General features: G+C 71.4%; 24 protein-coding genes. 18 read left to right on the plus strand and 6 right to left on the minus strand.

All coding sequences use genetic code 11. The annotated features are described in order from the left end of the window. The first annotated feature begins 1 nt into the window (after window position 1). From JWQ05_RS03190 to soxA, 10 genes are all read left to right on the plus strand, one after another. The gene (locus tag JWQ05_RS03190) at window positions 2–904 is read left to right on the plus strand and encodes an SMP-30/gluconolactonase/LRE family protein (protein WP_299654356.1); all 903 of its coding nucleotides are present in this window, start codon (window positions 2–4) and stop codon (window positions 902–904) included. A 7-nt stretch (window positions 905–911) separates the two neighbouring features. Further along, on the plus strand, window positions 912–1,718 hold the full coding sequence (locus JWQ05_RS03195; protein ID WP_299654359.1) for a VOC family protein: 807 nt from the start codon (window positions 912–914) through the stop codon (window positions 1,716–1,718). A gap of 222 nt (window positions 1,719–1,940) precedes the next feature. After that, window positions 1,941–2,402 carry a (2Fe-2S)-binding protein gene (locus JWQ05_RS03200; RefSeq protein WP_299654361.1) on the plus strand — a complete coding sequence of 154 codons (462 nt, stop codon included), beginning with the start codon at window positions 1,941–1,943 and terminating at the stop codon, window positions 2,400–2,402. A gap of 11 nt (window positions 2,403–2,413) precedes the next feature. After that, the gene (locus tag JWQ05_RS03205; protein WP_299654364.1) at window positions 2,414–4,636 is read left to right on the plus strand and encodes a molybdopterin cofactor-binding domain-containing protein; all 2,223 of its coding nucleotides are present in this window, start codon (window positions 2,414–2,416) and stop codon (window positions 4,634–4,636) included. Further along, a complete protein-coding gene (locus tag JWQ05_RS03210; protein ID WP_366944543.1) occupies window positions 4,633–4,923 on the plus strand; it encodes a cytochrome C in 291 nt (96 codons plus the stop codon). The genes JWQ05_RS03205 and JWQ05_RS03210 overlap by 4 nt, the downstream gene beginning before the upstream one ends. Further along, entirely contained in the window at window positions 4,920–6,170 is a 1,251-nt protein-coding gene (locus JWQ05_RS03215; protein WP_299654367.1) for an NAD(P)/FAD-dependent oxidoreductase, read from the plus strand. Before JWQ05_RS03210 ends, JWQ05_RS03215 begins: the two co-directional genes overlap by 4 nt. 104 nt (window positions 6,171–6,274) lie before the next feature. Further along, the gene (soxX, locus tag JWQ05_RS03220) at window positions 6,275–6,676 is read left to right on the plus strand and encodes a sulfur oxidation c-type cytochrome SoxX (RefSeq protein WP_299654422.1); all 402 of its coding nucleotides are present in this window, start codon (window positions 6,275–6,277) and stop codon (window positions 6,674–6,676) included. Between the two features lie 8 nt (window positions 6,677–6,684). Then, window positions 6,685–7,149: a SoxY-related AACIE arm protein gene (locus tag JWQ05_RS03225; RefSeq protein WP_299654370.1), complete on the plus strand. Its 465-nt coding sequence runs from the start codon at window positions 6,685–6,687 to the stop codon at window positions 7,147–7,149. Between the two features lie 6 nt (window positions 7,150–7,155). Beyond that, the gene (soxZ, locus tag JWQ05_RS03230) at window positions 7,156–7,476 is read left to right on the plus strand and encodes a thiosulfate oxidation carrier complex protein SoxZ (protein ID WP_299654373.1); all 321 of its coding nucleotides are present in this window, start codon (window positions 7,156–7,158) and stop codon (window positions 7,474–7,476) included. After that, window positions 7,473–8,246 (plus strand): sulfur oxidation c-type cytochrome SoxA, encoded by a 774-nt coding sequence (soxA, locus tag JWQ05_RS03235; RefSeq protein WP_299654376.1) that lies wholly within the window; start codon window positions 7,473–7,475, stop codon window positions 8,244–8,246. Before soxZ ends, soxA begins: the two co-directional genes overlap by 4 nt. Window positions 8,247–8,328: 82 nt before the next feature. Here the strand turns inward: soxA and glf are convergent, their stop codons facing one another. After that, window positions 8,329–9,483: a UDP-galactopyranose mutase gene (glf, locus tag JWQ05_RS03240; protein ID WP_299654425.1), complete on the minus strand. Its 1,155-nt coding sequence runs from the start codon at window positions 9,481–9,483 to the stop codon at window positions 8,329–8,331. 67 nt (window positions 9,484–9,550) lie between these two features. Further along, window positions 9,551–10,738 (minus strand): glycosyltransferase, encoded by a 1,188-nt coding sequence (locus JWQ05_RS03245; RefSeq protein ID WP_299654379.1) that lies wholly within the window; start codon window positions 10,736–10,738, stop codon window positions 9,551–9,553. Window positions 10,739–11,042: 304 nt separating this feature from the next. Here JWQ05_RS03245 and JWQ05_RS03250 point away from each other — a divergent pair, with 304 nt between their 5' ends. The 3 genes from JWQ05_RS03250 to JWQ05_RS03260 are packed head-to-tail and all read left to right on the plus strand — an operon-like array spanning window position 11,043 to window position 16,257. Further along, on the plus strand, window positions 11,043–13,205 hold the full coding sequence (locus JWQ05_RS03250; protein WP_299654383.1) for a sugar nucleotide-binding protein: 2,163 nt from the start codon (window positions 11,043–11,045) through the stop codon (window positions 13,203–13,205). After that, window positions 13,202–14,434 carry a beta-glucosidase gene (locus JWQ05_RS03255; RefSeq protein ID WP_299654386.1) on the plus strand — a complete coding sequence of 411 codons (1,233 nt, stop codon included), beginning with the start codon at window positions 13,202–13,204 and terminating at the stop codon, window positions 14,432–14,434. Before JWQ05_RS03250 ends, JWQ05_RS03255 begins: the two co-directional genes overlap by 4 nt. Beyond that, window positions 14,431–16,257 (plus strand): ABC transporter ATP-binding protein, encoded by a 1,827-nt coding sequence (locus JWQ05_RS03260; RefSeq protein ID WP_299654389.1) that lies wholly within the window; start codon window positions 14,431–14,433, stop codon window positions 16,255–16,257. Before JWQ05_RS03255 ends, JWQ05_RS03260 begins: the two co-directional genes overlap by 4 nt. Before the next feature lie 166 nt (window positions 16,258–16,423). Here JWQ05_RS03260 and JWQ05_RS03265 read toward each other — a convergent pair whose 3' ends face one another. Beyond that, window positions 16,424–16,846: a hypothetical protein gene (locus JWQ05_RS03265; RefSeq protein ID WP_299654392.1), complete on the minus strand. Its 423-nt coding sequence runs from the start codon at window positions 16,844–16,846 to the stop codon at window positions 16,424–16,426. A gap of 238 nt (window positions 16,847–17,084) precedes the next feature. Between JWQ05_RS03265 and JWQ05_RS03270 the strand changes: the two genes are divergently transcribed. Continuing rightward, window positions 17,085–17,363 (plus strand): hypothetical protein, encoded by a 279-nt coding sequence (locus tag JWQ05_RS03270; RefSeq protein ID WP_299654395.1) that lies wholly within the window; start codon window positions 17,085–17,087, stop codon window positions 17,361–17,363. Between the two features lie 63 nt (window positions 17,364–17,426). Then, window positions 17,427–18,062, plus strand: a complete 636-nt coding sequence (locus JWQ05_RS03275) for a DNA-3-methyladenine glycosylase 2 family protein (RefSeq protein ID WP_299654398.1) — start codon at window positions 17,427–17,429, stop codon at window positions 18,060–18,062. A 6-nt stretch (window positions 18,063–18,068) separates the two neighbouring features. Here JWQ05_RS03275 and JWQ05_RS03280 read toward each other — a convergent pair whose 3' ends face one another. Next, the gene (locus JWQ05_RS03280; RefSeq protein WP_299654401.1) at window positions 18,069–19,427 is read right to left on the minus strand and encodes a sigma-54 dependent transcriptional regulator; all 1,359 of its coding nucleotides are present in this window, start codon (window positions 19,425–19,427) and stop codon (window positions 18,069–18,071) included. Further along, on the minus strand, window positions 19,424–21,340 hold the full coding sequence (locus tag JWQ05_RS03285) for an ATP-binding protein (RefSeq protein ID WP_299654404.1): 1,917 nt from the start codon (window positions 21,338–21,340) through the stop codon (window positions 19,424–19,426). Before JWQ05_RS03285 ends, JWQ05_RS03280 begins: the two co-directional genes overlap by 4 nt. A gap of 338 nt (window positions 21,341–21,678) precedes the next feature. Here JWQ05_RS03285 and JWQ05_RS03290 point away from each other — a divergent pair, with 338 nt between their 5' ends. From JWQ05_RS03290 to JWQ05_RS03300, 3 genes are all read left to right on the plus strand, one after another. Further along, on the plus strand, window positions 21,679–23,022 hold the full coding sequence (locus JWQ05_RS03290; RefSeq protein WP_299654407.1) for a dicarboxylate/amino acid:cation symporter: 1,344 nt from the start codon (window positions 21,679–21,681) through the stop codon (window positions 23,020–23,022). Between the two features lie 208 nt (window positions 23,023–23,230). Next, a complete protein-coding gene (locus JWQ05_RS03295) occupies window positions 23,231–24,220 on the plus strand; it encodes a catalase family peroxidase (protein WP_299654409.1) in 990 nt (329 codons plus the stop codon). A 252-nt stretch (window positions 24,221–24,472) separates the two neighbouring features. After that, the gene (locus JWQ05_RS03300; RefSeq protein WP_299654412.1) at window positions 24,473–25,918 is read left to right on the plus strand and encodes a phosphatidylserine/phosphatidylglycerophosphate/cardiolipin synthase family protein; all 1,446 of its coding nucleotides are present in this window, start codon (window positions 24,473–24,475) and stop codon (window positions 25,916–25,918) included. On the opposite strand, the gene JWQ05_RS03305 is transcribed toward JWQ05_RS03300, so the two are convergent. Then, window positions 25,836–26,378, minus strand: a 543-nt coding sequence (locus JWQ05_RS03305; protein ID WP_299654415.1) for an endonuclease/exonuclease/phosphatase family protein, incomplete at its 5' end; no start/stop codon positions are given. The two genes, JWQ05_RS03300 and JWQ05_RS03305, sit on opposite strands and share 83 nt — an antisense overlap.

Here is a 26,378-nt window from a genome sequence, read left to right on the forward strand (position 1 = left end):
GATGCCCGGTTTCGAGATCGTCGATCCGCGCTTTGCCGGTTACATCCTCGGCAATGCCGAACTGGAGGAGATCGCCTCAGGCTTCCGCTGGATCGAGGGGCCGGTCTGGATGGGCGATGCCGACTGCCTCCTGTTCCAGGATCTGCCGCGCAACCGCACCATGCGCTGGAGCGAGGCGGAGGGGCTCTCGGTCTACCGAGCGCCCTCCGACTACGCCAACGGCCAGACCCGCGACCGTCAGGGTCGGCTGATCGCCTGTTCGCATCGCGGTCGCTGCCTCACCCGCACCGAGTACGACGGCGCCGTCACCACCCTCGTCACGCACCATGCGGGGCGGCGCCTCAACGCCCCCAACGACGTGGTGGTGGCCTCCGACGGCGCGATCTGGTTCACCGACCCGGTCTACGGCATCGCGAACGACTACGAGGGCGGCCGCCAGGTCTCCGAGCAGCCCCCGGCGCTCTACCGCCTCGACCCGGAAACGGGCGAGATCCGCGCCATGGCCACCGACTTCGACGGGCCGAACGGTCTGGCTTTCTCGCCCGACGAGGACAGGCTCTACGTGGCCGAGACCGGCGACCAGACGGGCCCGAACCCGCGCCAGTTCATCCGCGTCTTCGACGTCGGCCCCGGCTTCTCCCTCTCGGGCGGAGGGATCTTCCACACCATCGACCCGGGCTATTGCGACGGGATGCGGGTGGACGAGGACGGCAACGTCTGGAGCAGCGCCGCCGACGGGGTGCATTGCATCGACCCGGCGGGCAACCTGCTGGGCAAGATCCTGGTGCCGCACCGGGTCTCGAACCTCACCTTCGGCGGGCGCATGAAGAACCGCCTGTTCATCGGCGGCTCGCACACGCTCTACGCGATCTTCCTCGACCGGCGCGGCGTGCAGGCGCCATGAGGACGACGTGATCCGCCTCGACCGCGTCCGCCTCGTCAGCGCCGATCCCGAGGCCCTGGCACGGTTCTTCACCGCCGCCCTCGGTTTTTCCCGCGAGGCCGCGACGTCACCTGCGCCCGGAGAGACCGTGGTGCCCCTGCGCCTCGGCGCGCAGGGCATCGACCTCGTCGGACATGCCGCGCCGGGCCGCCCGTATCCGGCCGAGGTTCCGGGCTGGAGCCCCCTGTTCCAGCACGTCGCCATCGTGGTCTCGGACATGGCCGCCGCCCATGCGAGGCTCCGCGCGATCCCCGGCTGGCGCCCGATCTCCACGGCGGGGCCCGAGCGCCTGCCGGCTGCCTCGGGGGGCGTCACCGCCTTCAAGTTCCGCGACCCCGAGGGCCATCCCCTCGAATTCCTGGAATTCCCGCCCGGGGGCGTACCGGACGCCTGGCGCGGTGCGGGGGCGGATCTCTGTCTCGGGCTCGACCATTCGGCGATCTCGGTGGCGGACACGCAGGCCAGCCTCGCCTTCTACCGCGGCCTCGGCTTCACGGTCCTGTCGCGCTCCATCAATGCCGGCCCCGAGCAGGCGCGCCTCGACGGCGTACCCGACCCGCAGGTCGCGGTGACGGGTCTGCGCCCGCCTGGAGCGCCGACGCCGCACCTGGAGCTTCTCTGCTACGCGGGCGCCTTTCCGCGTGCCGGGCTGACCTGCGGCGACCGCGACGTCGCCGCAACGGTTCTGGTCTTTTCCGGGGTGGAGGAGGGCCCGTCCGATCTCCCGCCGAGAACGTTGCGCGACCCGGACGGACATCGGCTCTGGCTGCCCTAGGGTTCGTTCCGGCCCCATCGTCCCGGCCCAAGCGCGGGACGCTGCCCGAAGCCGAGACACTTTCCGGCGCCGCCCGCAATGGGGCACGCCGGTGTCGAGCCGGCGCGCTTCGTCGCAGTGCGCCGGCCATCCCCGCACCTTACAAGATTCAAAATACCAGGCCGTGACGTGAACCGCCCCTCAGTGCGGGGCGCGCAACGAAAAAACCAGGGCAGGAACCGCATGATCCGTCTGAACCTGAACGGCGCCATCCGCGAGGTCGAGGCCGAGCCGGATACCCCGCTCCTCTGGGTCATCCGCGAGCAGGCGGGCCTGACGGGCACGAAATACGGTTGCGGCATCGCCCAATGCGGCGCCTGCACCGTGCATATCGACGGGGCGGCGGTGCGCTCCTGCTCGATGCCGGTCTCCAGCGTCACGCCGGACCAGAAGATCGTCACCATCGAGGGCTTGGCCAAGGATCGCTCGCACCCGGTCCAGAAGGCCTGGGCCGAACTCGACGTGCCGCAATGCGGCTTCTGCCAGTCCGGCATGATCATGGCCTCGGCGGCGCTGCTCGCGCAGAATCCGCACCCGAGCGACGCGGAGATCCGCGCCGAGATCACCAACATCTGTCGCTGCGGCACCTACGGTCGCGTCCTGGCGGGCATCAAGCTCGCGGCCAATGGCGGCCAGGCCGGCTGAGGAGAGACCCGATGACACACGCCTCCCACAAGTCCGCCGCCTCTTCGCCCGCCGCCTCTTCGCCCTCCCGCCGTGCCTTCGTCGCCGGCGTGGTCGCCGCCGCCGGGGGCTTCAGCCTCGGCTTCCGCGTGCCGTTTTCCGGTGAGGCCGCCGCGCAGGGTGCCGCCGCCACGCTGCCCCCCGAGGTCAATGCCTGGGTGGTGATCAAGCCCGACGAGACGGTCGTCATCCGCATCGCCCGCTCCGAGATGGGCCAGGGCACGCTCACGGGTCTCGCCCAGCTGGTCGCCGAGGAACTCGGCTGCGACTGGTCCAAGGTCGTCACCGAATACCCGACCCCGGGCCAGAACGTCGCGCGCGGCCGGATCTGGGGCGATTTCGGCACCGGCGGCAGCCGTGGCATCCGCGAATCCCAGGACTACGTCCGCAAGGGAGGGGCTGCCGCCCGCATCATGCTGGTCGAGGCCGCCGCCAAGGGCTGGGGCGTCGCGCCGGCCGAGTGCCGGGTCGAGAAGGGCGTGATCACGCATGCCGGCTCGGGCCGGACCACGACCTTCGGCGCGGTGGCGGCAGAGGCCGCCAAGGTCGCGCCGCCCAAGGACATCGTCCTCAAGGACCCGAAGGACTGGACCATCGCGGGCAAGCCCGTGAAGCGTCTCGACACCGTCGAGAAGACCGACGGCAGCCAGATCTACGGCATCGACCTCAAGCTGCCCGGCCTGCTCAACGCGGCGATCCGCGACTGCCCGGTCTTCGGCGGCACCGTGAAGAGCTTCGACGCCAAGGCGGTCGCCGGCATGCCCGGCGTGAAGAAGGTCGTGGCCGTGGGCGATTCCGGTGTGGCCGTGATCGCCGACACGTTCTGGCGCGCCAAGACGGCGGTCGAGGCCCTGCCGATCGTCTGGGACGACGGCCCCAACGGAAAGGTCTCGAGCGAGAGCATCGCCGCGATGCTGCGGGAGGGGCTCGACGCGAAGGAGGCCTATGTCGGCAACAAGGGCGGCGACGTCGAAGGCGCGCTGAAGGGCGCGGCCAAGGTCGTGGAGGCGACCTACGGCGTGCCGTTCCAGAACCATGCCACCATGGAGCCGATGAACGCCACCGTGCGCTGGACGCCGGAGCGCTGCGAGGCCTGGGCGCCGACCCAGAATGGCGAGGCGGCGCTCGCCGCCGTCGCCGAGGCCGCCGGCCTCTCGGCGGCCAAATGCGACGTCTACAAGCTCCTGCTCGGCGGCGGCTTCGGCCGGCGCGGCGCCACCCACGACTGGCTGCGCCAGGCCGTGCTGATCGCGCGCGAGATGCCCGGGACCCCGATCAAGCTGATATGGACCCGCGAAGAGGACATGACCCACGGGCGCTACCACCCGATCACCCAGTGCCGGATGCGTGCCGGCCTCGACGAGGCCGGCAACCTCACCGGGCTGCACATGCGCATCTCGGGGCAGTCGATCCTGGTGTCGGTAGCCCCGAACCGGATGGTGGACGGCAAGGATCCGGTGGTGTTCCAGGGCGTCAACCCCGGCGGGCCGGAGGCCGCGATCGGCTACGGGATTCCGAACATCCTGGTCGACCACGCCATGCGCAACCCGCACGTGCCGCCGGGCTTCTGGCGAGGGGTGAACATGAACCCCAACGCCATCTACCTCGAATGCTTCATGGACGAACTCGCCCATGCGGCGGGGCAGGATCCGTTGGCCTTCCGCCTGAAGCTGATGGACAAGTTCCCCAAGCACCGGGCCGTGCTGCAGGCGGTGGCCGACAAGGCCGGCTGGGGCTCGAAGCCCCCCGAGGGCGTGCATCGCGGGCTCGCCCAGATGATGGGTTTCGGCTCCTACGTGGCGGCGGTGGCCGAGGTCTCGGTGGGTGACGACGGGGCGGTCAAGGTCCACCGCATCGTCGCGGCCACCGACCCCGGCTACGCCCTGAACCCGCAGCAGATCGACGCGCAGATCGCGGGTTCCTTCGTCTACGGCCTCTCGGCGGCGCTCTACCAGGAATGCACGGTCAAGGACGGCCGCATCGAGCAGACGAACTTCGACACCTATCCGGTGATGCGCCTCGACGGGATGCCGGTGGTGGAGACCATCGTGATGCCGTCCGGCGGCTTCTGGGGCGGGGTCGGCGAGCCCACCATCGCGGTGGCGGCCCCCGCCGTCCTCAACGCCATCTACGCCGCCACCGGCAAGCGCGTGCGCCAGATGCCCGTGAAGAACACGGACCTGCGCCGGGCGTGAGGTACATCCCGGCGCTCACGGCTGCCTGGCTCGTCGGTCTGGCGGGCTCCGCCGGGGCGGCGGAGCTTCGCCCGCCCCCGGGAGCCTCCTCCTGCGCGGGATGCCACGCGCAAGGCGCCGCCATGGGGGCGCTCGACGGGCGCCCGGAGGCGGAGATCGCGGCGGCGCTCGCCGAGTACCGCTCGGGCGCGCGGCCCGCGAGCGTGATGGGCCGCATCGCCAAGGGATTTTCGGAGAGCGAGTCCCAGGCCATCGCGGCCTATCTCGCCAGCCAGGGGAACCCATGAGCACGACGCGCCGCGCGCTCCTCGCCGCCGGAGCGGGGCTGGCCCTGGCCCGGCCCGCCCTCGCGCAGGCCGCACCCAAGGTCGTGGTGATCGGCGGCGGCTTCGGCGGCGCCACGGCGGCCCGAGCGCTCCGGCGCGGCGGCCTCGACGTGACCCTGGTCGAGGTGAACCCGACCTACACCGCCTGCCCGTTCAGCAACGAGGTCATCGCCGGCCTGCAGCCGATAGCGGCGCAGCGCTTCGGTTACGAGGGCGTCGCCCACGCCGGCATCCGCGTCGTTCACGCCGCCGCCACCGGCATTGATGCGAACGCGCGCCGGGTCGCGCTGGCCGACGGGACGACGCTCCCCTACGACCGCCTCGTGCTCTCGCCGGGCGTCGACCTGCGCTTCGACGCCGTCCCGGGCTACGACGAGGCCGCCGCGACCCAGATGCCCCATGCCTGGAAGGCGGGGGAGCAGACGCTGCTGCTGGCACGCCAACTCGAGGCCATGCCGGAGGGCGGCACCGTGGTGCTGTCGGTGCCGGGCAATCCCTACCGCTGTCCGCCCGGCCCCTACGAGCGCGCCAGCCTGATCGCCCATGTGCTCAAGACCCGAAAGCCGCGCGCGAAGCTGATCGTGCTCGACGCGAAGGACACTTTCTCCAAGCAGCGCCTGTTCCAGGCGGCCTGGGCCCAACTCTACCCGGACCAGCTCGAATACGTGCCGCTGGCCGGGGGCGGACAGGTCTCGGCCGTCGATCCGGCCGCGATGATCGTGCGCACCGATTTCGCGGAGTACAAGGCGGACGTCGCCTGCATCATCCCGCCCCAGCGCGCCGGAAAGATCGCCGCGATCGCCGGGGTCGCCGACCGCAGCGGCTGGTGCCCGATCGACCCCGTCACCTTCGAATCCCGCATCGTGCCGGGCATCCACGTCATCGGCGACGCGGCCGTCGCCGGGGCGATGCCGAAATCCGCCTTCTCCGCCAATGCCCAGGCGAAGGTCTGCGCCGACGCCGTGATCGACCTCCTGGCCGGACGCGCGCCCGAGACGCCGAAGCTGATCAACACCTGCTACAGCCTCGTGGCGCCGGGCTACGGCATCTCCGTCGCGGGCGTCTATCACCCGGCCGGCGGCGTCCTCGCCGATGTCGAGGGCGCGGGCGGGACAAGCCCCCTCGACGCGCCGATGTCCTTGCGCGCGCAGGAGGCGCTCTATGCCGCCGACTGGTACCGCACCATCACCCGGCAGGTCTTCGGGTGAAAGGTTTTCGGGTGAGAGGTACCCTGGGCTCGGTCCTGGTGGGTTGTGCGATCCTGGCCTCGGGCGTCCTCGCGGAGGAGGGGGCCGTCACGGGAGAGGGTGCCCTGCGCCCCGTCGCCATCGTCGGCTCCGAGGTCCCGCAGTCGCTCACCGAAACGCCTGGGGATCCCGTCCGGGGCCGGGCGCTCGTCGCCGACCGGACGAAGGGCCTCTGCCTCCTCTGCCACGCGGGCCCGTTTCCCGAGGAGCGCTTCCAGGGCAACATCGGTCCCGACCTCGCAGGGATCGGAGGGCGCCTGTCGGCGGCCGCGCTGCGCCTGCGCCTCGTCGATGGCCGGGCCTTGAACCCGGACACCATCATGCCATCCTATTACACTCTGCAAGCGACGACCCGCGTCGGCGCGGCTTGGCGCGGCCGCCCGGTGCTGGAGGCCCAGGAGATCGAGGACATCGTCGCCTTCCTCGGCACGCTGCGCGACACGCGGACGGAAGGTTCGGCCCTGTGACACGCGAGATGCCCCGTTTGCCGAACCGCCGCCGGGTCCTCGCGCTCGGCACCGGCTCCCTCGCCACAATCGCCCTGCGGCCCGTCGCGGCGGAGGCCGTCACGCGCACGGAAACCACGGCGCAAGCCATCCGGCGCTTTGCCGGCGACGCCGAGATCCGGCCCGGCCGCGTCCATCTCGACCTGCCGCCGCTCGTGGAGAACGGCAACGCCGTCACCATCACGGTGACGGTGGACAGCCCGATGAGCGGCGAGGACCATGTCCGCCGCATCGCGGTGTTCAACGACAAGAACCCGCAGGCCAACGTGATCACGGTGCATCTCGGGCCCCGTGCGGGCCGCGCCGCCATCGCCACCCGCATCCGGCTCGCCGACACGCAGCGCATTACCGCCATCGCGGAGACCAGCGACGGGCGCTACTGGTCGACCTCGGCCGATGCCATCGTCACCCTCGCCGCCTGCCTGGAGGGCTGAAGCGCCATGGCCCGGACCCTGATCAGCGTGCCGAAGACCGCGGAGGCCGGCGAGATCGTCACCATCAAGACCTTGATCTCGCATCCGATGGAGACCGGCTTCCGGCCCGGCGCCGACGGGCGCATCATGGCCCGCGACATCATCACGGACTTCACCTGCCTCTACGACGGCGAGGAGGTGTTCCGCGCGGAAACCTTCCCGGCCACCGCCGCGAACCCGTACCTGACCTTCACTACCCGGGCGACGCGCACCGGCACCCTCAGCTTCATCTGGCGCGGCGACAACGGTTTCGAGCAGACCGAGACCGCGACCCTGACGGTGACGTGAGAGGCCGCTCGGCCCCGGTTCTCGGCCTGTTGCTGGCATGGTCCGCGACGGCGGCCGAGATTCCGGTCTCGGAGCGGCGCTCGGGGTTCGACGCCATGAGCCCCGACATCCAGGCGATGCAGCAGGACGAGATGGCCAATCCCGGCCTGCTCTGGCTGCAGGACGGCGCCGACCTCTGGGGGAAGGCCCCGTCGCCGGATCGTCCCGCCTGCGCCGGCTGCCACGGCGAGGCCGGCGCCAGCATGCGCGGGGTCGCCGTCCGCTATCCCGTCTACGACGCGGCGACGGCCGCGCCGATCGACCTCGAAGGGCGGATCAACGCCTGCCGCGCGCGCCACCAGGGCGCGGCCCCGTTTCCGCGCGAGAGCCGTGAGCTTCTCGGGCTGACCACCTACGTCGCGGCGCAGTCGCGCGGATTGCCGATCGCGCCGCCCGACGACCCGCGCCTCGCGTCGGCCCGCGCCGTCGGCAAGGCGCTGTTCACCCAGCGCATGGGCCAACTCGGCCTCTCCTGCGCCGCCTGCCATGACGACCATGCCGGGCGGCGCCTCGGGGCGGCCCTGATCCCGCAGGGGCACCCCACCGGCTATCCGCTCTACCGGCTCGAATGGCAGGGCGTCGGGTCGGTGCAGCGGCGCCTGCGCAACTGCATGACGGGCATGCGGGCCGAGCCCTTCGCCAACGGAGCGCCGGAATTCGTCGCCCTCGAACGCTACCTGATGGACCGGGCGAGCCCGTTGCCCCTGGAGACGCCGGCCGTCCGTCCCTGAGGCGCCCCAGGTGCGTTCGCAGAGCGTCGGAGGCGGGCGGCGCCTGCGTGCTGCGTTGACGTGCCCGGGCCATTGCAGGGCGTCAGGCCGCGCCGGTGGCGGCCATGTCGGCCGCCGCCGCCCGGACCCGGCCGTCGCGGCGTGGGACCTGTGCCTCGATCCGCCGGAACGTGGCCAGCGCCTGACCGACGATCTGGTCCATGTTGTAGTACCGGTAGGTGGCGAGCCGCCCGACGAACCAGACCTGCCGCTCGTTCAGGGCGCGCCGCTCGTAGCGCTTGAACAGGGCCTGATGCTCGGGACAGGGGATCGGGTAGTAGGGGTCCCCGTCGGCCGCCGGGTATTCGTAGGTCAGGGCGGTGCGCGGATGCACCTGCCCGGTGAGATGCTTGTATTCCGTGACCCGGGTGTACGCTTCGGTCTGCGGATAGTTCACGACGCCGACGGGCTGGTGCCAGGCCACGTCGCGGGTGACGTGCTCGAAGCGCAGGCTCCTGTAGGGCAGGGCCCCGTAGCAGGTGTCGAAATAGGTATCGATCGGCCCGGTGAAGATCGTCCGGCAGTCCCGGGCCGCGCGGCCGAGGCTGCGATAGTCGGTGCCCAGCGCCAGGGTGATGTTCGGATGGTCGAGCATGGCCGAGAACATCGACGTGTAGCCGTGCTTGGGCATCGCTTGGTAGGTGTCGGTGAAGTAGCGGTCGTCCCGGTCCGTCCGGGTCGGCACCCGGGCCGTCACCGACTTGTCGAGCTGCGAAGGGTCGCGGCCCCATTGCTTGCGGGTGTAGCCCTGGAAGAACTTCTCGTAGAGTTCGCGCCCCACCGCGGAGACGACCACGTCCTCGGCGGTCTTGATCTCGGCCACCGGCTCGGCGCGCGCGGCGAACCAGGCCTTCAGCGTCTCGGAATTCAGGTCGAGGCCGTAGAGCGTGTTGATGGTGTCGAGGTTGATCGGGATCGGCACGCGCTGTCCGTCCACCTCCGCCAGCACCCGGTGCTCGTAGGGGCGCCAGGCCGTGAAGTCCGAGAGATAGTCGAAGACCGGCTTGGCGTTGGTATGGAAGATGTGCGGCCCGTAGCGATGGATCATCAATCCGTCGGCGTTCAGCCCGTCATAGGCGTTGCCGCCGATATGGTCGCGCTTGTCGACCAGGAGCACGCGCTCGTCGCGCTCGCGCGCGATGCGCTCGGCCAGCACGCTGCCCGCGAAACCGGCGCCGACGATCAGCCAATCGTGCATCACGCGTGAACTTTCATGCTGCGGCACGGCCCCGATGGTCGGGCCGCGCGGGGAGGGGACGGGAGGATCAGGCGGTTTCGCGCAGGAGCACGGGGAGCCTGGAGACGGAGTTCGGAAGGCCGGCCAGGATCAGGGCCTGCATCTCCGCCCAGGTCCGGTCCCAGGAGCCCTCCGCGAGGCGCCGGTCGACCCGGGCGAGCCAGGGTCCGCGCGGGCGGGTGAGCAGCGCCTCGACCGCGCGCGCGGTCTCCATCGGCGTGCCGGCGATCTCGACCAGGCCGGCCTCGCCGTAGCTGCGCACCACGTCGACGATGGGCGTCGAGACGACCGGCAGGCCGGCGGCCAGGAATTCCGGCGTCTTGGTCGGGCTGATGAAGCGCGTCGACGCGTTCAGCGCGAACGGCATCAGGCCGACGTCCCAATGGCCCAGGTAATCGGGCAGCGCGTCGTAGGATTTCGGCCCCAGCCAATGGATGTTGGGCCGTTTCGGCAGCCCGGCCGGATCGATCTTCACCACGGGGCCGAGGACGACGATGTGCCAGTCAGGGCGCAGGTCGGCGAGTCTGCCCAGAAGATCGGGATCGAAGCGCTCGTCCACCACGCCGAAGAAGCCGAGGCGGGGATGCGGGATCGCGGCCTGGTCGGCCGGGTCCGGGACGCCGCCCGCCCGCGCCCGGCGGAAATGGGCCGTATCCACCGACGAGGGGAAGCAGTGGATGTCGGGATGCGCGTCGCGCTTGGCCTCGTAGAGGCTGCGCCCGCCCGTGAAGACGAGGTCGGCCCGCGCCAGCAGGGCCTTCTCCTGGGCGATCAGGGCTTCCGACGCGCCCTGGAAGGCCGAGAGCTCGTCCATGTTGTCGTAGAGGGTCAGGTCCCGGACCAGATCGGACGTGAACGCGATGGCCGCGGGCGTGTAGTACCAGAAGACCCGCGTCGTGCTGGCGTGCGCCTCCAATGCCTCGGCGACGAGCCGCGCGAGGATCGCGGTACGCCCCGCTTCAGGTCCCGTCTCGAGCGTCCGGTCGAGGATCGGGACGAGGACGTCGAGGCCCGGCCCGATCCGCTCGCGCGCCAGCCGAGGCACCGTGCCCGCCTCGAACAGCGGCTCCTCGATGAAGAGGATGTCGAAGACGGCCGCCGCGCGGGTGAGGAGATGCTGCGGGCGCTGCCAGACGAAATTCCAGCGCAGGTGCGAGAAGCAGACGAGGAGCGGGCGCGGATCGGCGGAATGCGTGACGTCCGTCCCGGGTCGCACGATGGGTGTGGGTGAGCCTCCGGTTTCGGCGGCGCGGCGAAGTATCGGTCCAGTCTCAAGCGTCACAGATGAATCCCGTCCCCAGCTCCGTTGAGCATGATCCTCACAACAAACCGCAGGCAGGGGCTGATTGTTCAGAACTAGTCGTTGTTTGTTTATCAGTCGGGAACACCCAAATGTTAATGTTAGCCCGTCGATAGAGTCATATTTTACCGCGATGATGGGCGGCCTAACGTGTCATTTTAGCTGATATGATCGGTATGATACCCGACAGAGCGCTGTCCGAGCGCCAGAAGCGCGTGCCATGGACGTGACCGGCACGCCGCTCGAGCTTTGGGGCGGGTTCGAATGCACGGTCGCGCGGATCGGGGACCGGTTCCGGGATCAGATGCGCGAGACCGGGCACCGCTGGCGGATGGCGGATCTCGACGCGGTGGCGCGGCTGGGCCTGCGCACCCTGCGCTACCCGGTGCTGTGGGAGACCGTGGCACCGCACGCCCCGGACGTTCGGGACTGGTCCTGGCACGATGCGCGGCTCGCGCACCTGCGCCGCCTCGGCATCGACCCCATCGCCGGCCTGCTGCACCACGGCAGCGGCCCTCGCTACACGAACCTGCTCGATCCGGCACTGCCCGCGTCGCTGGCCGATCACGCCGGGCGTGTCGCCGCCCGCTATCCCTGGCTCACGCGCTTCACGCCGGTCAACGAGCCCCTGACCACGGCCCGCTTCAGCGGGCTCTACGGCCATTGGTATCCGCATGCGCGCAGCGAGTCGGCCTTCCTGCGCATGGTGGTGATCCAGTGCAAGGCGACCGTGCTCGCCATGCGGGCGATCCGCCGGATCACCCCGGGCGCGCGGCTGATCCAGACCGAGGATATCGGCCGGACCTTCAGCACGCCGGCGCTGGCCGCCCAGGCCGATTACGAGAACGCGCGGCGCTGGCTCAGCCTCGACCTCCTGTGCGGGCGGATCGGACCCGACCATCCCTGGCACCGGCGCCTGATCGAGAACGGTGTCGCGGCGGAGGACCTGGCGCTGCTGGGCGGCGGCGAGGGCACCCCCGACATCATCGGCGTCAACCACTACCTCACCAGCGAGCGCTACCTCGATGGGGGGCTGAACGCCTACCCGGAGACCCTGCGGGGCGGGAACGGGCTCCAGCCCTACGCCGACGTGGAGGCCGTCCGGGTCCTTCACTGCGCCGAGGTCACGGGCCCGGCCGCGCGCCTCACCGAGACCTGGGAGCGCTACGGCCGGCCCCTCGCGGTGACGGAGGTGCATCACGGCTGCAGCCGGGACGAGCAGCTGCGCTGGCTCGCCGAGGTCTGGGACGCGGCCGTCGCGGTGCGCGCCGAGGGCGTGCCGGTGGCGGCGGTGACCCTGTGGTCGCTGCTCGGCGCCGTCGACTGGAACAGCCTCCTCGTCGATCGGGCCGGCACCTACGAGCCCGGCGCCTTCGACATCCGCGCCGCCGCTCCCCGCGAGACGGCGCTGGCCAAGGCGGCCCGCGCGCTCGCGACCACGGGCCGGTTCTCCCATCCCGTCCTCGACACGCCGGGCTGGTGGCGCCGGGCGTCGCGCCTCTACGCGCCACCCGGCAGCCACACGGCGACCGGGCCGGACGAGGCGCGCCCGATCCTGGTCCTGGGGGCAGACGGTGCCCTCGGGCGGGGTCTGATCCGCATCGGCGCCGATCGCGGATTGCGCCAAGTCGGCGTTGCGGCGGATGGCAGCGACACGGACGGGCTCGCCGAGCGGATCGCCGCGTGCCGGGCCTGGGCGGTGATCGACGCGAGCGGTCTCGATTCCGGCATGGCCGTGCGGCGCTATCCCGGCGCGACGTTGCGCGTCGATGCCGGCCGGGCCGGGCGCGTCGCGGCGGCCTGCGCGCGAGCCGGCGTGCCGCTCGTCGCCTTCTCGAGCGCCCACGTCTTCGACGGAAGCCTCGGCCGCCCGGCCTGGGAGACCGACCCCGTGCGACCGGACGGCCGGTATGGCTTCAGTGCCGCCGAAGCCGAGGCGCAGATCCGCGTGCACCATTCCCACGCGCTGATCGTGCGCACCGGCCTCGTCTTCGACGCGCCCGATCCCGACGCCCGCCCCGAGCACGTCCTTGGCGCACTCGGGGCCGCGCCGGGACTGGCGCCGCACGCCCCCGAGACCCTGTCGCTGAGCTACCTGCCCGACCTCGCGCACGCGGCCCTCGATCTCCTCGTCGACGGCGAGGCCGGACCCTGGCACCTGGTCAACCGGGGGGCGATGACCCGCGACGACTTCGTGGCCGAGGTCGCCCGCGCCCTGCGGGGGTACACTCCGTCCGTGGCGGCCCCACGCCCGCCCATCCTCAACCGCGCCCTGACCAGCACGCGCGGCCTGATCATGCCGACGCGGGCCAGCGCCCTGCAGCGCTTCCTCGTCGCGGCCCGCGCCGCGCCCCCGCTCGCCACCCGGCAGGCCGCGGAATGAGACAGGACGAGCGCGGGCCCCGCGCCGTGCCGGCCACTGACGGCGGGCTTGAGTCGGGTCCGATCGGCCCGACGCCGTTCCTCGGCGGCTTCGAGTGTTCGAGCCACCGCCGCTTCGACGGGCGGCGCCTCGACCTGATCGCCGCGACGGAGCACGACACCTGGGCGGCGGCCGATTACGCGGCGCTGCTGGCCCACGACCTCTCCGGCGCCCGCGACGGCCTGCGCTGGCACCGGATCGAGGCTGGCCCCGGTCGCTACGACTGGTCGAGCGCGCGGCCGATGCTGCGGGCGGCGCGCGCCTGCGGCCTGCGGGTGATCTGGGACCTCTGCCATTACGGCTGGCCCGACGACATCGACATCTGGTCGGACGCCTTCGTGGCGCGCTTTGCCGAATTTGCGGCGCAAGCGGCCCGGGTGGTGGCCGCCGAGACCGACGGCCCGCCCGCCTTCTGCACCGTCAACGAGATGTCCTACTGGGCCTGGGCCGGGGGCGAGGTCGGCCGGATCGGTCCCCTGGCGCACGGCCGGGGGACCGCGCTCAAGCGCCAGCTCGTGCGGGCCTCTATCGCGGCCACGCGAGCCATCCGGGCGGTGGTACCGGAGGCGCGCTTCCTGCATGCCGAGCCCCTCATCAACGTGGTGGCGGGCCCCCCGGAGGACGAGGCGGCGGCACGCGCGTATCACCTCGCGCAGTACGAGGCCCTCGACATGGTCTGCGGGACCCTGTGCCCGGAACTCGGCGGCCATCCGGACTGCCTCGACGTCGTCGGGGTCAACATCTACCCGGACAACCAATGGGTGCTCGGCGGGGGCGCGATCCCCCTCGGGCACCACGCCTACCGGCCCCTGCGCAGCCTGCTGGCGGAGGTCCATGCCCGCTATCGGCGCCCGATCCTGGTGGCCGAGACCGGCGCCGAGGGCACGGCGCGGGCGCCCTGGCTGCACTACGTCTGCGCGGAGGTGCGCGCGGCGCGCGGCGCCGGCGTGCCCGTGGACGGGATCTGCCTCTATCCGATCCTCGACTATCCCGGCTGGGAGAACGAGCGCCCCTGCGCCGTCGGCCTGTTCTCCGGCCCCGACGCGCGCGGGCGGCGGGCCTGCGACCCCGAGTTTGCCGCCGAGCTCCGGCGCCAGCAAGCCCTCTTCGAGCAATCCCCTTCCCGGCATGCGTGCCGCCAGGACGCTCCCTCCCAGCAAGCTCTCTTTTCGCGAACGGCCGTCCGATGATGAGGCCCCCCCCGGCCGTCGCCCCGCACCTGTCCGGTCCCGGCCGGTTCATCCTGCACCACCTGCTGCGCTGGCGCTGGCAGTTCACGCTGCTGTTCACCCTGGTGACGGCCTCGGCCGCCTGCGGCGTCGGACAGCAATACGTGCTCAAGCAGTTCGTCGACGCGATGGCGCGCCCCGGCGACGCGGCGTCGGCCGTCATCGGGGTGCTGCTCCTGTTCCTCGGGCTGATCGCGGCCGAGAGCGAGCTCGCCCGGCTCACCGGCTGGCTCGCCTGCCGGGTCACGGTGGGCGTCGGCGTGAACCTGCGCCTCGAGCTCTTCGACGAGCTCAGCGCGCAGTCGATGCGCTACTTCGCCGAGAACCTCGCCGGCTCGCTCGGCCAGCGCATCACCGCCACCGCCGGCAATTTCGGGGCGCTCACCAACACCCTGGTCTGGCGGATCATCCCGCCGGTGGTGGATGTGGGCGGCGCGGTGATCATCTTCTCCACCATCGACGGGACGCTGACGGTGGCCCTGCTGGCCTTCGTGGTCGTGGTCACCGCCGGGCTGATCGTGTTCGGCGAGCGCGGCCGGCCCCTGCACCGTGCCTATTCGGGACAGGCGGCGGCGGTGGCGGGCGACCTCATCGACACCATCACCAACATGTGGACGGTCAAGGCCTTCTCGGCCCGGCGGCGCGAGTGGGAGCGCCTGCGCACCGGGTTCGAGGCGGAGGCCGCCGCCCAGCGCCGGAGCTGGATGTATCTCGAGGTCGCGCGCCTCCTCCACGACCTCGCCCTCTGGGCGATGGCCGCCGGCATCCTGACCTGGGCCGCGACCCTGTGGAGCCGGGGGCAGGCCACCCCGGGCGACGTCGTCGTGGTGGCGAGCCTGACCCTGCGCATCCTGCACAGCTCGAAGGACATGGCCCTCTCGCTGGTGGATGTGGCCCAGCAATTCGGCTTCGTGGAGGAGACCCTCGCGGTCATCGCCAAGCCCCGTTCGGTGAGCGACGCGCCGGGCGCCCCCGCCCTGCGCTGCGAGGGCGGGCGGGTCGAACTGCGCAACGTCTGCTTTGCCTACGGGACCGGCCGGCGCGCCCTCGACGAGGTCAGCCTGATCATTCCCGCCGGCCAGAAGGTCGGCATCGTCGGCCCCTCGGGCGCCGGCAAGTCGACCCTGGTCCACCTCCTGCAGCGCCTGCACGACGTCGAGCGCGGCGCCATCCTCATCGACGGCATGCCCATCGACGCCGTGCGCCAGGATTCCTTACGCGACGCCCTGGCGGTGGTGCCCCAGGAGATCAGCCTCCTGCATCGCAGCGTCTTGGAGAACATCCGGTTCGCGCGGCCCGAGGCCGACGACGCCGCGGTGTTCGCCGCCGCGCGCGCCGCCGCCTGCGACGGCTTCGTCCGGCGCCTGGCCCAGGGCTACGACACCATCGTGGGCGAGCGCGGCGCCAAGCTCTCGGGTGGCCAGCGCCAGCGCATCGGCATCGCCCGCGCCTTCCTGAAGGACGCCCCGATCATCCTCCTCGACGAGGCGACCTCGGCCCTCGACACCGAATCCGAGATGGCGATCCAGGCGGCGCTGGTGCGGATCATGCGCGCGCGCACCGTGATCGCGGTGGCGCACCGCCTCTCCACCCTGACGAGCTTCGACCGCATCCTCGTCATCGACCAGGGCCGCGTGGTGGAGGACGGCACCGCCGCGGACCTGCGCCGGCAGGGCGGCCTCTTCGAGCGGATGTGGCGCCTCCAGGCCGAAGGGCTGCCGGTGGACGGGGTCGTGCGCGAGGCGGACGGCGCCGCGCGCACCGGGATCGCGCGCATCGCCTGAGTGCGGGCCTCGACGCTCGGTTTGTCTGCCGGGCTTCTTGTTCGCGTTCGTGTCCGCCAGCAGCAGGACCCCCTCGCCACGCTCGACAACGAGCCGCGCTCCATGGTGACGGGTGTGATCTTCGTCTGCGTGTCGGGGAAATCGCACGGCCCGCCGTTACCGGCATCTACGGCCGGCGCGTCTCTTCGGCGAAGATCGTGATGGCGGAGCCGAGGTTGAGGGCCGGTTCGCGCGGGGTGTTGACGAAGCGCAGCTGCACGAGGGTCTCGCCCATGATCGCCTTGAAATGCGGGGTCAGGGCGAGGGGCAGGCAGCGGTCGAGGGCGGCGTAGGCCGAGGCCTCGTAGGCCTTGCGGGCGGCCTCGTCGCCCTTGAGGATGCGCGCCATCAGGCGGGGCGGTCCGCGCAGGCCGCCGTCGGGGGCGAACAGGAACCGGAACGCCATCACCGAGCCCTCCGTGCCGGCCGGAACGGTCCAGCACCCGACGAGCGCGGCGCGCATCTGCGCCCAGGAATCGATTGGTTCGCCCGCCCGCGCCGATCCGCAGAGCAGGAGCGTCGTCACTGCGATGGCCGGCCCCTTGCGCATCCTGATCGCCTCGCTCACCCCGTCCCGTCATTCGACGCGGTTGCGCATCCTTCGTTCCGGAATCGGTCCCGGGCCGCCGGCCTGGCCCTATCGGTACGGCACCGGCGATCCGGCGGCCGGTTTCGGAAAAACCCCGCGCGATGCGACCTTTCCGGCCCTCGGCCGTTGTCCCGTCACATCGGCCCGGCTCGCCGCCCGCGAGCGGGGCGCCCTCAGGACGAACGTCAGGAGCCTTTTCATGAAGTCTGTCATCATCGCCGCCGCTCTCATCCTCTCTCCCGTCGCGCTCATGGGCTCGGCCCAGGCGCAGGGCACCGTGCGCGGCGCCGAGCGTGGGATCGAGGACGGCAACCGGGCCGCGGGCCCGGTGGGCGGCATCGTCGGCGGTGCCGTCGGGGCTGCGACCGGTACCGTGGGCGGCGTCCTCGGTGTCGATCCCGACCGCCGCGAGGACCGCCTTGAGCGCCAGGAGCGTCGCGAGGAGCGCCTCGAGCGTCGTGAGCGCCTCGAGCGCTAAGACCTAAGGGCCGCCCGGCTCCGAACATGGAGCCGGGCGGCTTTGCCGCTCACTGAACGCGACGTGCCCGATCCCGACATCGACGACCGTGCACACGCCCACGTGCTCGCCATCGCCAAAGGTCTGTCGGAGACCCTGGCTGAGGCCATCGCCCGCGTCGGACCGCTTGCGATCCCCCCACCTCCGCAGCAGAGCGTCGCCGAGCGCCTCTGCGTCGAGGTCGTCAACCAGCAGCTCTCGGTACGCGCGGCAGCCGCGATCTGGTCCCGCGTCGAGGCCGCCGCCGCCGGGATGGGCCTGACGCCCTGGGCCTTCTTCGTCCACGAGCATGATGCGACTTTGCGGGCCTGTGGCCTCTCGGGCGCCAAGGTCCGCGCGCTCCAGGCCATCCGCGCGGCCGACGAGGCCGGGATGCTGGACGCCACCCTGGCCGCCCTGCCGCACGTGGAACGCTCCGCCATCCTCTGCCGGATCAAGGGCGTTGGCCCCTGGACCGCCGACATGATCGGCATCTTCCACTACGGCGATCCGGATATCTGGCCGCTCGGCGATGTCGCGGCCGTCGGCTGTCTCCGGCGCCTGACGGGTCTCACCGACACGGCGGCGGTCGCCGCGGCCTTCGCGCCCTACCGCTCGCACCTCGCGCGCTATGCCTGGCGCATCAAGGACCTGCCGCCAAGCGGGACGCCCGTCGCGTAGGGCGCCTCAGCGGTAATCCGTCGGCGTCAGCCCGTGCCGGGCGATCTTGTCGTAGAGGGTCTTTCGCGGGGTGCCGAGGGATTCGGCCGCGAGGCGCACGTCGCCCCCGGCCATGATCAGCTCCTCGCGGATCAGACCCCGCTCGAAGCGGTCGACCTGCTCGGCGAGCGTCCCGGTGACCGTGGGCTCCGGCGTCGACAGGTCGCGCTGGCTCAGGCCGAGGGCGTAGCGCTCCGCGAAATGTCCGAGTTCGCGCACGTTGCCGGGCCAGTCGTGCCGGCGCAGGTGGTCGAGCACGCTCGGCGTGATCTCCGGAACCGCCCGGTCGAAGCGCGAGGCGGCCCGGCGCAGGAATTCGTGGAAGAGCAGGATCACGTCCTCGCGCCGGTCGCGCAGGGGCGGGATGGCGATCGTGATGACGTTGAGCCGGTGGTACAGGTCATCGCGGAACGTGCCCTGCGCGGCGGCCTGGCCGAGATCGACCTTGGTGGCCGCCACCACGCGCATGTCCACCGGCAGGGTCTCGTTGCTGCCGAGCGGCTCCACGCTCCGTTCCTGCAGCACGCGCAGGATCTTCACCTGAAGGCCGAGGGGCATGCTCTCGATCTCGTCGAGGAACAGCGTGCCGCCCTGCGCGTGCTCGATCCGGCCGACGCGGCGCTTCAGGGCCCCCGTGAAGGCGCCGGCCTCGTGCCCGAACAGCTCGCTTTCGACCACGCTGTCGGGCAGCGCCCCGCAATTCATGGCGACGAAGTTGCGCTTGGCGCGCCGGCCCCAGCGATGCAGGGCGCTCGCCACCACCTCCTTGCCCGAGCCGGTCTCGCCGAAGACGAGGACGTCGACATCCGCCTGCGCCACCTCGCGCACGAGCCGGCGCAGGCGCACGATCTCGGGCGAGACCCCGAGGAAGGCCGGGTCCTCCTCCAGCGCCGCCTCGAGGCGGGCGCGCAGCTGGCGGTTCTCTAGAACGAGGCGGCGGCGTTCGAGCGCCCGTCGCGCCGAGGTGAGCAGGGCCTCGGCCGGGTAGGGCTTGGCCAGGAAATCGTAGGCGCCGTCGCGCATCGCCCCCACCGCCATGCGGATGTCGCCGTGGCCGGTGATCAGGATCACCGGCAGTTCCGGGTCGATCGCCCGCAGGCGCGCAAACAGCGCGACGCCGTCGAGGTCGGGCAGGCGCACATCCGTGATGACGAGCCCGGGCGGCTCGGCGAGGATCGCGGTCAGCGCCGGCCCGGCGGCCCCGAAGGTCTCCACCGTGAAGCCGTCGAGTTCCAGGCTCTGCCGGTTGGCGCGGCAGACATCCGCCTCGTCGTCGATGAAGACGACCCGCTCGGCCGCGACCGCCCCCAGACCCGTCTCGCTCACGTCGTCGCCTCCAGCGGCGCACGCGCCGGTCCCCCCACCGCGGCGGCCCCCCGTGCGGGGTCTTGTTCGCAGATCGGGGCTTTCGCCAGATCCATGCGGAAGATCGCGCCGCCGCCCGGATTGTCCAGGGCATTCAGGCTCCCCCCGCAATCCTCGACAATTCCGCGCGCGATGGCGAGCCCGAGACCGAGCCCGTCCGACTTGGTGGTGAAGAAGGCGTCGAAGACCTGCGCGCGCAGCCCCTCGGAGAGGCCCGGCCCTGTGTCGCGGACCTCGACGGCGACGCGGCCGGGGTCCGTCTCCCGGACGCACAGGCCGACGCGGGGTTCGGGACGACCCCCCACGGCATCGAGGGCGTTCTGGAGCAGGTTGACGACCACCTGTTCGAGGCGCGGTCCGTCGCCGAGCACGTGGAGTTCCGGAGGGCCCGGCTCCACGACGAGCGGGATGCCGGCCGCCGCCGCCCGGGCCTCCACGAGTTCCAGGGCGTTGCGCAGGATGCCGGCCAATGCCACCGGCTCGCGCTTGGGCGAGGCGCGCCGGGCGAACCCCTTCAACTGGCGGGTGAGGCCGCCGATGCGGTCGGTGAGGCGCCCGATCGCGATCGTGTTCTCCGCCGCCTCCGCGCCACGACCGCGCTGGACCAGGATGGCGGCGTTGTCGGCGTAGGAGCGGATGGCGGCGAGCGGCTGGTTGATCTCGTGGGCCATGCTGGCGGCGAACTGGCCGAGGGCCGCGAGGCGCCCGGCCTGGGCGAGTTCGCGCCCCAGGCGCTCGCGCTCGGCCTCCGCCCGGCGGCGCTCCTCGATTTCGAGGCGCAGGAGCCGGTTGGCGTCGGTGAGTTCCAGGGTCCGCTCGCGCACGCGGGCCTCCAGGGCGTCGCGCTGCGCCGAGGCGCGGGCGAGGCGTTCCCGGTTGCGCCGGCCCCGCCCCGCCAGGGCGGTCAGGCCGAGGCAGGCGAGCCCCGTGACCAGGGCGGCGATGATCCAGGCCTGGATCCGCTCGCGCTCCACCGTGCGCCCCAGCGGCGTGAGGGTGGAGAGGCGCCACTCGGTTCCGGGGATCGGCGCGTCGAGGAGGAGGGCGACCCGGGCCGGCTGCGCGCCCTGGCCCACGCGCACGAGGTCCGTGGTGCCCGCCATGGGAAAGAGCGGCATGTCGGGGAGGGGGGCGTCTCCGAATTCCAGGGTCTCGCGGATGCGCCGGCGCTCGGCCTCGTCGATCCGCCGCAGGGTGGTGAGGCGCCAGTCCGGGTCGCTCGCCACCAGGACGATGCCTCGGGAATCGGCGACGAACACCCCGTCCCCGGACTTGCGCCACGCGGCCTCGACCCCGTCGAACTCGATCTTGACCACGACCACGCCGTCGGCGTTTCCGATCCGCCGCGACAGGTAGAGGCCGGCCCGGCCGCTCACGGTGCCGAGCGCGAATTGCGAGCCGGCGCCCGCCCCCATCGCCTGCCGGAAATAGGGGCGGAAGCCGTAATCCCGTCCGAGGAAGCTGCCCTTCGCCCCCGCATTGCTCGCCGCCACCGTGATGCCGTCGGGGCGGATCACGTAGATCACCGCGGAGCCGGTCGCCTCGGCCACCTGGGCGAGCCGCCGGTTGACGCTCGCGACGAGGGGGCCCGACGGCGACGCGCCCGCCACGGCGGCGATCTCCGGGTCCGCCGCGAGGGCGAGGGGCAGGGAGGCCTGCTTCTGCATCTCGGCCCGCAGGGCCCCGACCTGGAGCCCGAGGGCGGCTTGCGCCGTGCGGCGCAGGTCGGCCAGCGCCCAGCGCTCGGCGACGCGCCCGGCACCCCAGGCGGCGAGCAGAATCGCGACGAGGCTCGCCAGGAGCACGAGGCTCCGGCGGTTCGCTCCCTGCGCGTCCGCACCCGGCGCTTCAACGGGATCGGAGGCCGGAATCATCGGATCCCCGTCGCTGCGGGTTTCCGGACGGAATTCCGGGGTCGTGTCCGAATTTCCGCAAGCCGATCTTTGGAAGGGCGCGTCATCGCGGGAAAAACAACCCTGATTCCAGTAGGTTAACAGAAAACTGCGATCGTCCGCCGGCTGGCATGCCGGTTGCCATTCCAAGAGCGTAACGCAGCCCTGCATCGCCCGCAGAGCTGCCCGCCGAAGGGCCAACGCTCCCGTATCCGGGAATGCCGAGGCTCCGAGGCCAACGACAAAGAACGGACGGGAGCGGGGCCATCCCCGCGACCCGAGCCGACATCCTTCGAGAGACCCACCGGGAGAACGCCCTCATGGCCACCGTACCATTGCCGCTCACCGCGCCCCACGCGCCGCCCAAGCCCAAGCCGATCTACAGGACCCTGTACTTCCAGGTCCTGGTCGCCGTGGCGATCGGCATCGCGCTCGGCCACTTCTACCCGCAGGTCGGCGCGGACATGAAGCCGCTCGGCGACGCTTTCATCAAGCTCGTCAAGATGATCATCGCGCCGGTGATCTTCCTCACCGTGGTCTCCGGCATCGCCGGCATGACCAACCTCGAGAAGGTCGGCCGCGTCGGCGGCAAGGCGCTCATCTACTTCATCACCTTCTCGACGCTGGCGCTCATCGTCGGCCTGATCGTGGCCAACCTCGTCCAGCCGGGCGCGGGCATGCACATCGACCCGAAGTCGCTCGATCCGAAGTCGATCGCGATGTACGCCGACAAGGCGAAGACGCAGACGATCACCGACTTCCTGATGAACATCATCCCCTCCACGGCGGTGGGTGCCTTCGCGGGCGGCGAGATCCTGCAGGTGCTGTTCTTCTCGGTGCTGTTCGGCTTCGGCCTCGCCTTCCTGGGCGATCGCGGCAAGCCGGTGCTCGACATCATCAAGGTGCTGTCGGAGGCCGTCTTCGGCGTCGTCAACATCATCATGAAGGTCGCCCCCATCGGCGCCTTCGGCGCCATGGCCTTCACCATCGGCAAGTACGGCATCGCCTCGCTCGCCAACCTCGCCTACCTCGTCGGCGCCTTCTACCTGACCTCCGCCATCTTCGTGCTCGGCGTGCTCGGTCTGGTGGCCCGCTACAACGGCTTCTCGATCCTCAAGCTCATCCGCTACATCAAGGAGGAGCTGATGCTCGTGCTCGGCACCTCGTCGTCCGAGTCCGCGCTGCCCTCGCTCCTCGAGAAGATGGAGCGGGCCGGCTGCTCGAAGCCCGTGGTCGGCCTCGTGGTCCCCACCGGCTACTCATTCAACCTCGACGGCACCAACATCTACATGACCATGGCGGCGCTGTTCATCGCGCAGGCCACGGACACGCCGCTGACCTACGGCGAGCAGGGCCTCCTGCTCCTCGTGGCGATGCTGTCCTCGAAGGGCGCGGCCGGCGTCACCGGTTCGGGCTTCATCACGCTGGCGGCGACCCTCGCGGTGGTGCCCTCCGTGCCTGTGGTCGGCATGGCGCTGATCCTGGGCGTGGACCGCTTCATGTCCGAGTGCCGCGCGCTCACCAACTTCATCGGCAACGCGGTGGCCTGCATCGTGGTCGCCCGCTGGGAGGGCGAGGTCGACGACGTCAAGCTCGCCGCCGCGCTCGGCGGCAACCCGATGCCGCTCGATTCGGAGCTTCCGGCCCTCCAAGCGGCCGCGTAGACGCGCCGCTCCGGGGCCTGCCGCGACGGACCGGCCCCGTCATGCCGAGACAATAGCGAGAGCCGAAGGGGACATCTCCCTTCGGCCCTCGCGGCTTCTTGAAGGGGGGCGATGTTCGCCCCCAACGTGAAACCTTTCCAAACTGGCCATCGTAACGAAGTGTGTCGCGCCTGCCGATGGCAGCGTCGTCCTGATTCGGAGTGTGCCTATGACGTCGACCCGCCTGACCCAGCTCTCCGCCGCCTCCCTGATGTTCCTGGCGGCCGGGGGCGCGGCCTCCGCGCAGCAGGCCGACACCCAGGCCATCGTGGACGCCCTGTTCAAGGCCGGCGGCAACCAGCCCAACGTGCGGGCGAGCGGCGCCAAGGGGACCTGCGTGAAGGGCACCTTCACCCCCTCCGCCGAGGCGCCGGGCCTGTCCAAGGCCCCGCATTTCACCAAGGCCCTGCCGGTGACGGCGCGGTTCTCCATGGGTGGCAGCAACCCGAAGGTCTCCGACAAGGCCAAGCCCGTGACCCGCGGCTTCTCCATGCGGATCGCGGATCCCGCCGGCGACATGGTGTTCGTGTTCATCTCCGCGCCGGTCTTCTCCACGAAGACGCCGCAGCAGCTTCTCGACTTCGCCACCGTGCGTGCCCCCGGGCCGGACGGGAAGCCGGATGCCGACAAGATCAAGGCGTTCGGGGACGCCAACCCGGAGACCACCCGCCAGGCGGCCTGGCTCAACGCCCGCCCGGTCCCGGCGAGCTTTGCCGGCGTCGACTACTGGGGCGTCCACGCCTACACGCTCACCGACGCCAAGGGGAAGGCGACGGTCGCCAAGCTGAAGACCGTGGCGGTGGCGGGCCAGCTCGGGCTCTCCGACGACGAGGTGAAGGCCAAGCCCGACGCCTTCTACGCCGACGAGCTGAAGGAGCGCCTGGCGCAAGGCCCCGCGAGCTTCGACCTCGTGGCGATCTTAGGGGAGGCCGGCGACCCGACCGGTGACCCGACCGTGCAATGGCCCGAGGAGAGCCGCAAGTCGGTCAAGCTCGGCACCCTGGCGATCACCGCCCTGGAGCCGGCGGCGACCTGCGACGGCGCCACCTTCGACCCCGTCGCCGACCTGCCCGAGGGCGTCGCCGGCCCGGCCGACGACCCGATGTTCGCGATCCGCTCCCCGGCCTACGCGATCTCGCTCTCGCGCCGCGCGAACTGACCGCGCCTCGCCGACAGGTGCGAGACCTTCAGGGTTCGTTAACCCTGATCGCGCATCCTGCGGTCAAGCGGATCGGACACGACGAGCGCAGGGCCTTGGTGCCCGGATGTGGGGTGACGCCGGATGTACGCGCACCTCGCCTCCGGCTGCCGGGGCCCTTTTTTCGTTTTCACGCCCGCTCATGACCCCGGTGCATTGGCGCCCCGCCCGAGCTTGGCGTATCCCGCGCGCACCTGAGGTGCGGGAACGGCGTTGGAACAGGCATTGCTGGCATGGATCGCCGGCCTCACGGCGATCCGGACCGAGGTTTTCTGGCTCCTGAGCGCCAGCCTGTCCGTCGGCATCACGGTGCACGTGCTGCTGCGCAAGCGCGAAGTCGGGGCGGCGATCGGCTGGATCGGCCTGGTCTGGCTGTCCCCCCTCCTGGGGAGTGCGCTCTACGCGTTGCTCGGCGTCAACCGGGTCACGCGCCGGGCGCGCAAGCTCGGCATCAAGCCTTCGCAGCCGGCCCGCGCGGGTGGTGCCTCGGCGCCCACCGCACCCGACCTGCCGGAGCGTTATCGGCCCCTCGATCACGCCGTCGGGCGCATCACCGCGCTTCCCCTCCGGCCCGGCAACCGGATCGAGACCCTGCGCAACGGCGATGCGGTCTATCCGGCGATGCTGGCGGCGATCGCGGGCGCGCGGCGCTCCATCGCCCTGTCGAGCTACATCTTCCGCAAGGACGCGACCGGCCGCGCCTTCCTCGACGCCCTGCAGGCGGCCCGGGACCGCGGGGTCGCCGTGCGCGTCCTCGTGGACGGCATCGGCAGCGGCTACTTCTTCGCCACGATCTATGGGGGCTTGCGGCGCCGGGGCGTGCCGGTGGGCCGCTTCATGCACTCCGCGCTGCCCTGGCGGATGCCGTTCCTGAACCTGCGCACCCACAAGAAGCTGCTCATCGTCGACGGGACGCTCGCCTTCACGGGGGGCATCAACATCGCCGACGAGAACCGGGTGGCGGCAAACCCGCCCGAGCCCGTGCGCGACGTGCATTTCCAGATCGAAGGCCCGGTGGTCGGCCAGCTCACGGCGGCCTTCGCCAGCGACTGGGCCTTCGTCACGGACGAGGAGATCGAGGGACCGGACTGGTTCCCGGCCCTCGAACACCGGGGCGAGAGCCGGGCCCGCGTCGTCACCTCGGGCCCGGACGCGGACCTGCGCAAGATCGAACTCGTGGTGCTGGAGGCGATCAGTTGCGCGACCCGCAGCATCCGCCTGATGACACCCTACTTCCTGCCGAGCGAGGTCTTGGTCAGCGCGCTCTCGCTCGCGGCGCTCCGGGGGCTCACGGTCGACGTCATCATCCCGATGGCGAGCGACCACGCGATCGTCGACTGGGCGACGCGCGCGCACGTGGACCCGCTCCTGCGCAGCGATGTCCGGATCTGGCTCGACGACCCGCCCTTCGACCACGCCAAGCTCCTCGTCGTCGACGACGCCTGGTGCTTCATCGGCAGCGCCAACTGGGACACGCGCAGCTTCCGGCTGAACTTCGAGCTCAACGTCGAGGTCTACGACACCGATCTGGCGCGGCGCCTCGACGCGTTCATGCGCGAGAAGATGAACCTCCGCCTCACCCCCGAGGCGTTGTCGCGGCGCGGGCTCCCCGTTCGGCTGCGCGACGCAGGCGTCCGATTACTGCTGCCATACCTCTAGCCTTGTCGGCCAGGGCCTCGCGCCGGTCCGCCTCCTCGCGCCGCGCCGCCTTTTCGCGATGGACGACCTCCAGGCTCGGGGCCAGGTGGACGATGATCGGGCGATGGTCCGAGTCTCCGCGCGGGAGCACGCCGCGTCCGTGGCAGGTCAGGCCGCGCACGAGGCAGCGGTCGAGCCGCAGGGGCACCACCCGCGCCATGGCGTGGGTGGGCAGGCGCGGCCCGACATCGCGAAACCCCGGCAGCAGGGTCGGCCCGACGAGGTTGTAGTCGCCGATGACGGCAGCGCGCTCGGGCAGGCTCTGCTCGATGCAGCGCAATTGCCGCCGGTTGAGCACCTGCCCGTGCGAGAGGTGCACGTTGGCGACGCCGAACGTGCCGAGGTCGATCACTTGGCTGACCCGGTCGAACATCGCGCCGGACGGCAGTTCGACCGCCTTCGGGGGGGTCGCGAAGGGGGT

This window comes from Methylobacterium sp. (assembly GCF_028290105.1).
Taxonomy (GTDB): Bacteria; Pseudomonadota; Alphaproteobacteria; order Rhizobiales; family Beijerinckiaceae; genus Methylobacterium.

Excerpts from the sequence above, each read along its gene's own strand:
- JWQ05_RS03190 (WP_299654356.1), top strand. The coding sequence starts at position 2 with ATGCCCGGTTTCGAGATCGTCGATCCGCGCTTTGCCGGTTACATCCTC.
- JWQ05_RS03200 (WP_299654361.1), top strand. The coding sequence starts at position 1,941 with ATGATCCGTCTGAACCTGAACGGCGCCATCCGCGAGGTCGAGGCCGAG.
- JWQ05_RS03205 (WP_299654364.1), top strand. The coding sequence starts at position 2,414 with ATGACACACGCCTCCCACAAGTCCGCCGCCTCTTCGCCCGCCGCCTCT.
- JWQ05_RS03215 (WP_299654367.1), top strand. The coding sequence starts at position 4,920 with ATGAGCACGACGCGCCGCGCGCTCCTCGCCGCCGGAGCGGGGCTGGCC.
- JWQ05_RS03225 (WP_299654370.1), top strand. The coding sequence starts at position 6,685 with ATGCCCCGTTTGCCGAACCGCCGCCGGGTCCTCGCGCTCGGCACCGGC.
- soxZ (WP_299654373.1), top strand. The coding sequence starts at position 7,156 with ATGGCCCGGACCCTGATCAGCGTGCCGAAGACCGCGGAGGCCGGCGAG.
- glf (WP_299654425.1), bottom strand. The coding sequence starts at position 9,483 with ATGCACGATTGGCTGATCGTCGGCGCCGGTTTCGCGGGCAGCGTGCTG.
- JWQ05_RS03250 (WP_299654383.1), top strand. The coding sequence starts at position 11,043 with ATGGACGTGACCGGCACGCCGCTCGAGCTTTGGGGCGGGTTCGAATGC.
- JWQ05_RS03255 (WP_299654386.1), top strand. The coding sequence starts at position 13,202 with ATGAGACAGGACGAGCGCGGGCCCCGCGCCGTGCCGGCCACTGACGGC.
- JWQ05_RS03260 (WP_299654389.1), top strand. The coding sequence starts at position 14,431 with ATGATGAGGCCCCCCCCGGCCGTCGCCCCGCACCTGTCCGGTCCCGGC.
- JWQ05_RS03265 (WP_299654392.1), bottom strand. The coding sequence starts at position 16,846 with ATGCGCAAGGGGCCGGCCATCGCAGTGACGACGCTCCTGCTCTGCGGA.
- JWQ05_RS03270 (WP_299654395.1), top strand. The coding sequence starts at position 17,085 with ATGAAGTCTGTCATCATCGCCGCCGCTCTCATCCTCTCTCCCGTCGCG.
- JWQ05_RS03285 (WP_299654404.1), bottom strand. The coding sequence starts at position 21,340 with ATGATTCCGGCCTCCGATCCCGTTGAAGCGCCGGGTGCGGACGCGCAG.
- JWQ05_RS03290 (WP_299654407.1), top strand. The coding sequence starts at position 21,679 with ATGGCCACCGTACCATTGCCGCTCACCGCGCCCCACGCGCCGCCCAAG.
- JWQ05_RS03295 (WP_299654409.1), top strand. The coding sequence starts at position 23,231 with ATGACGTCGACCCGCCTGACCCAGCTCTCCGCCGCCTCCCTGATGTTC.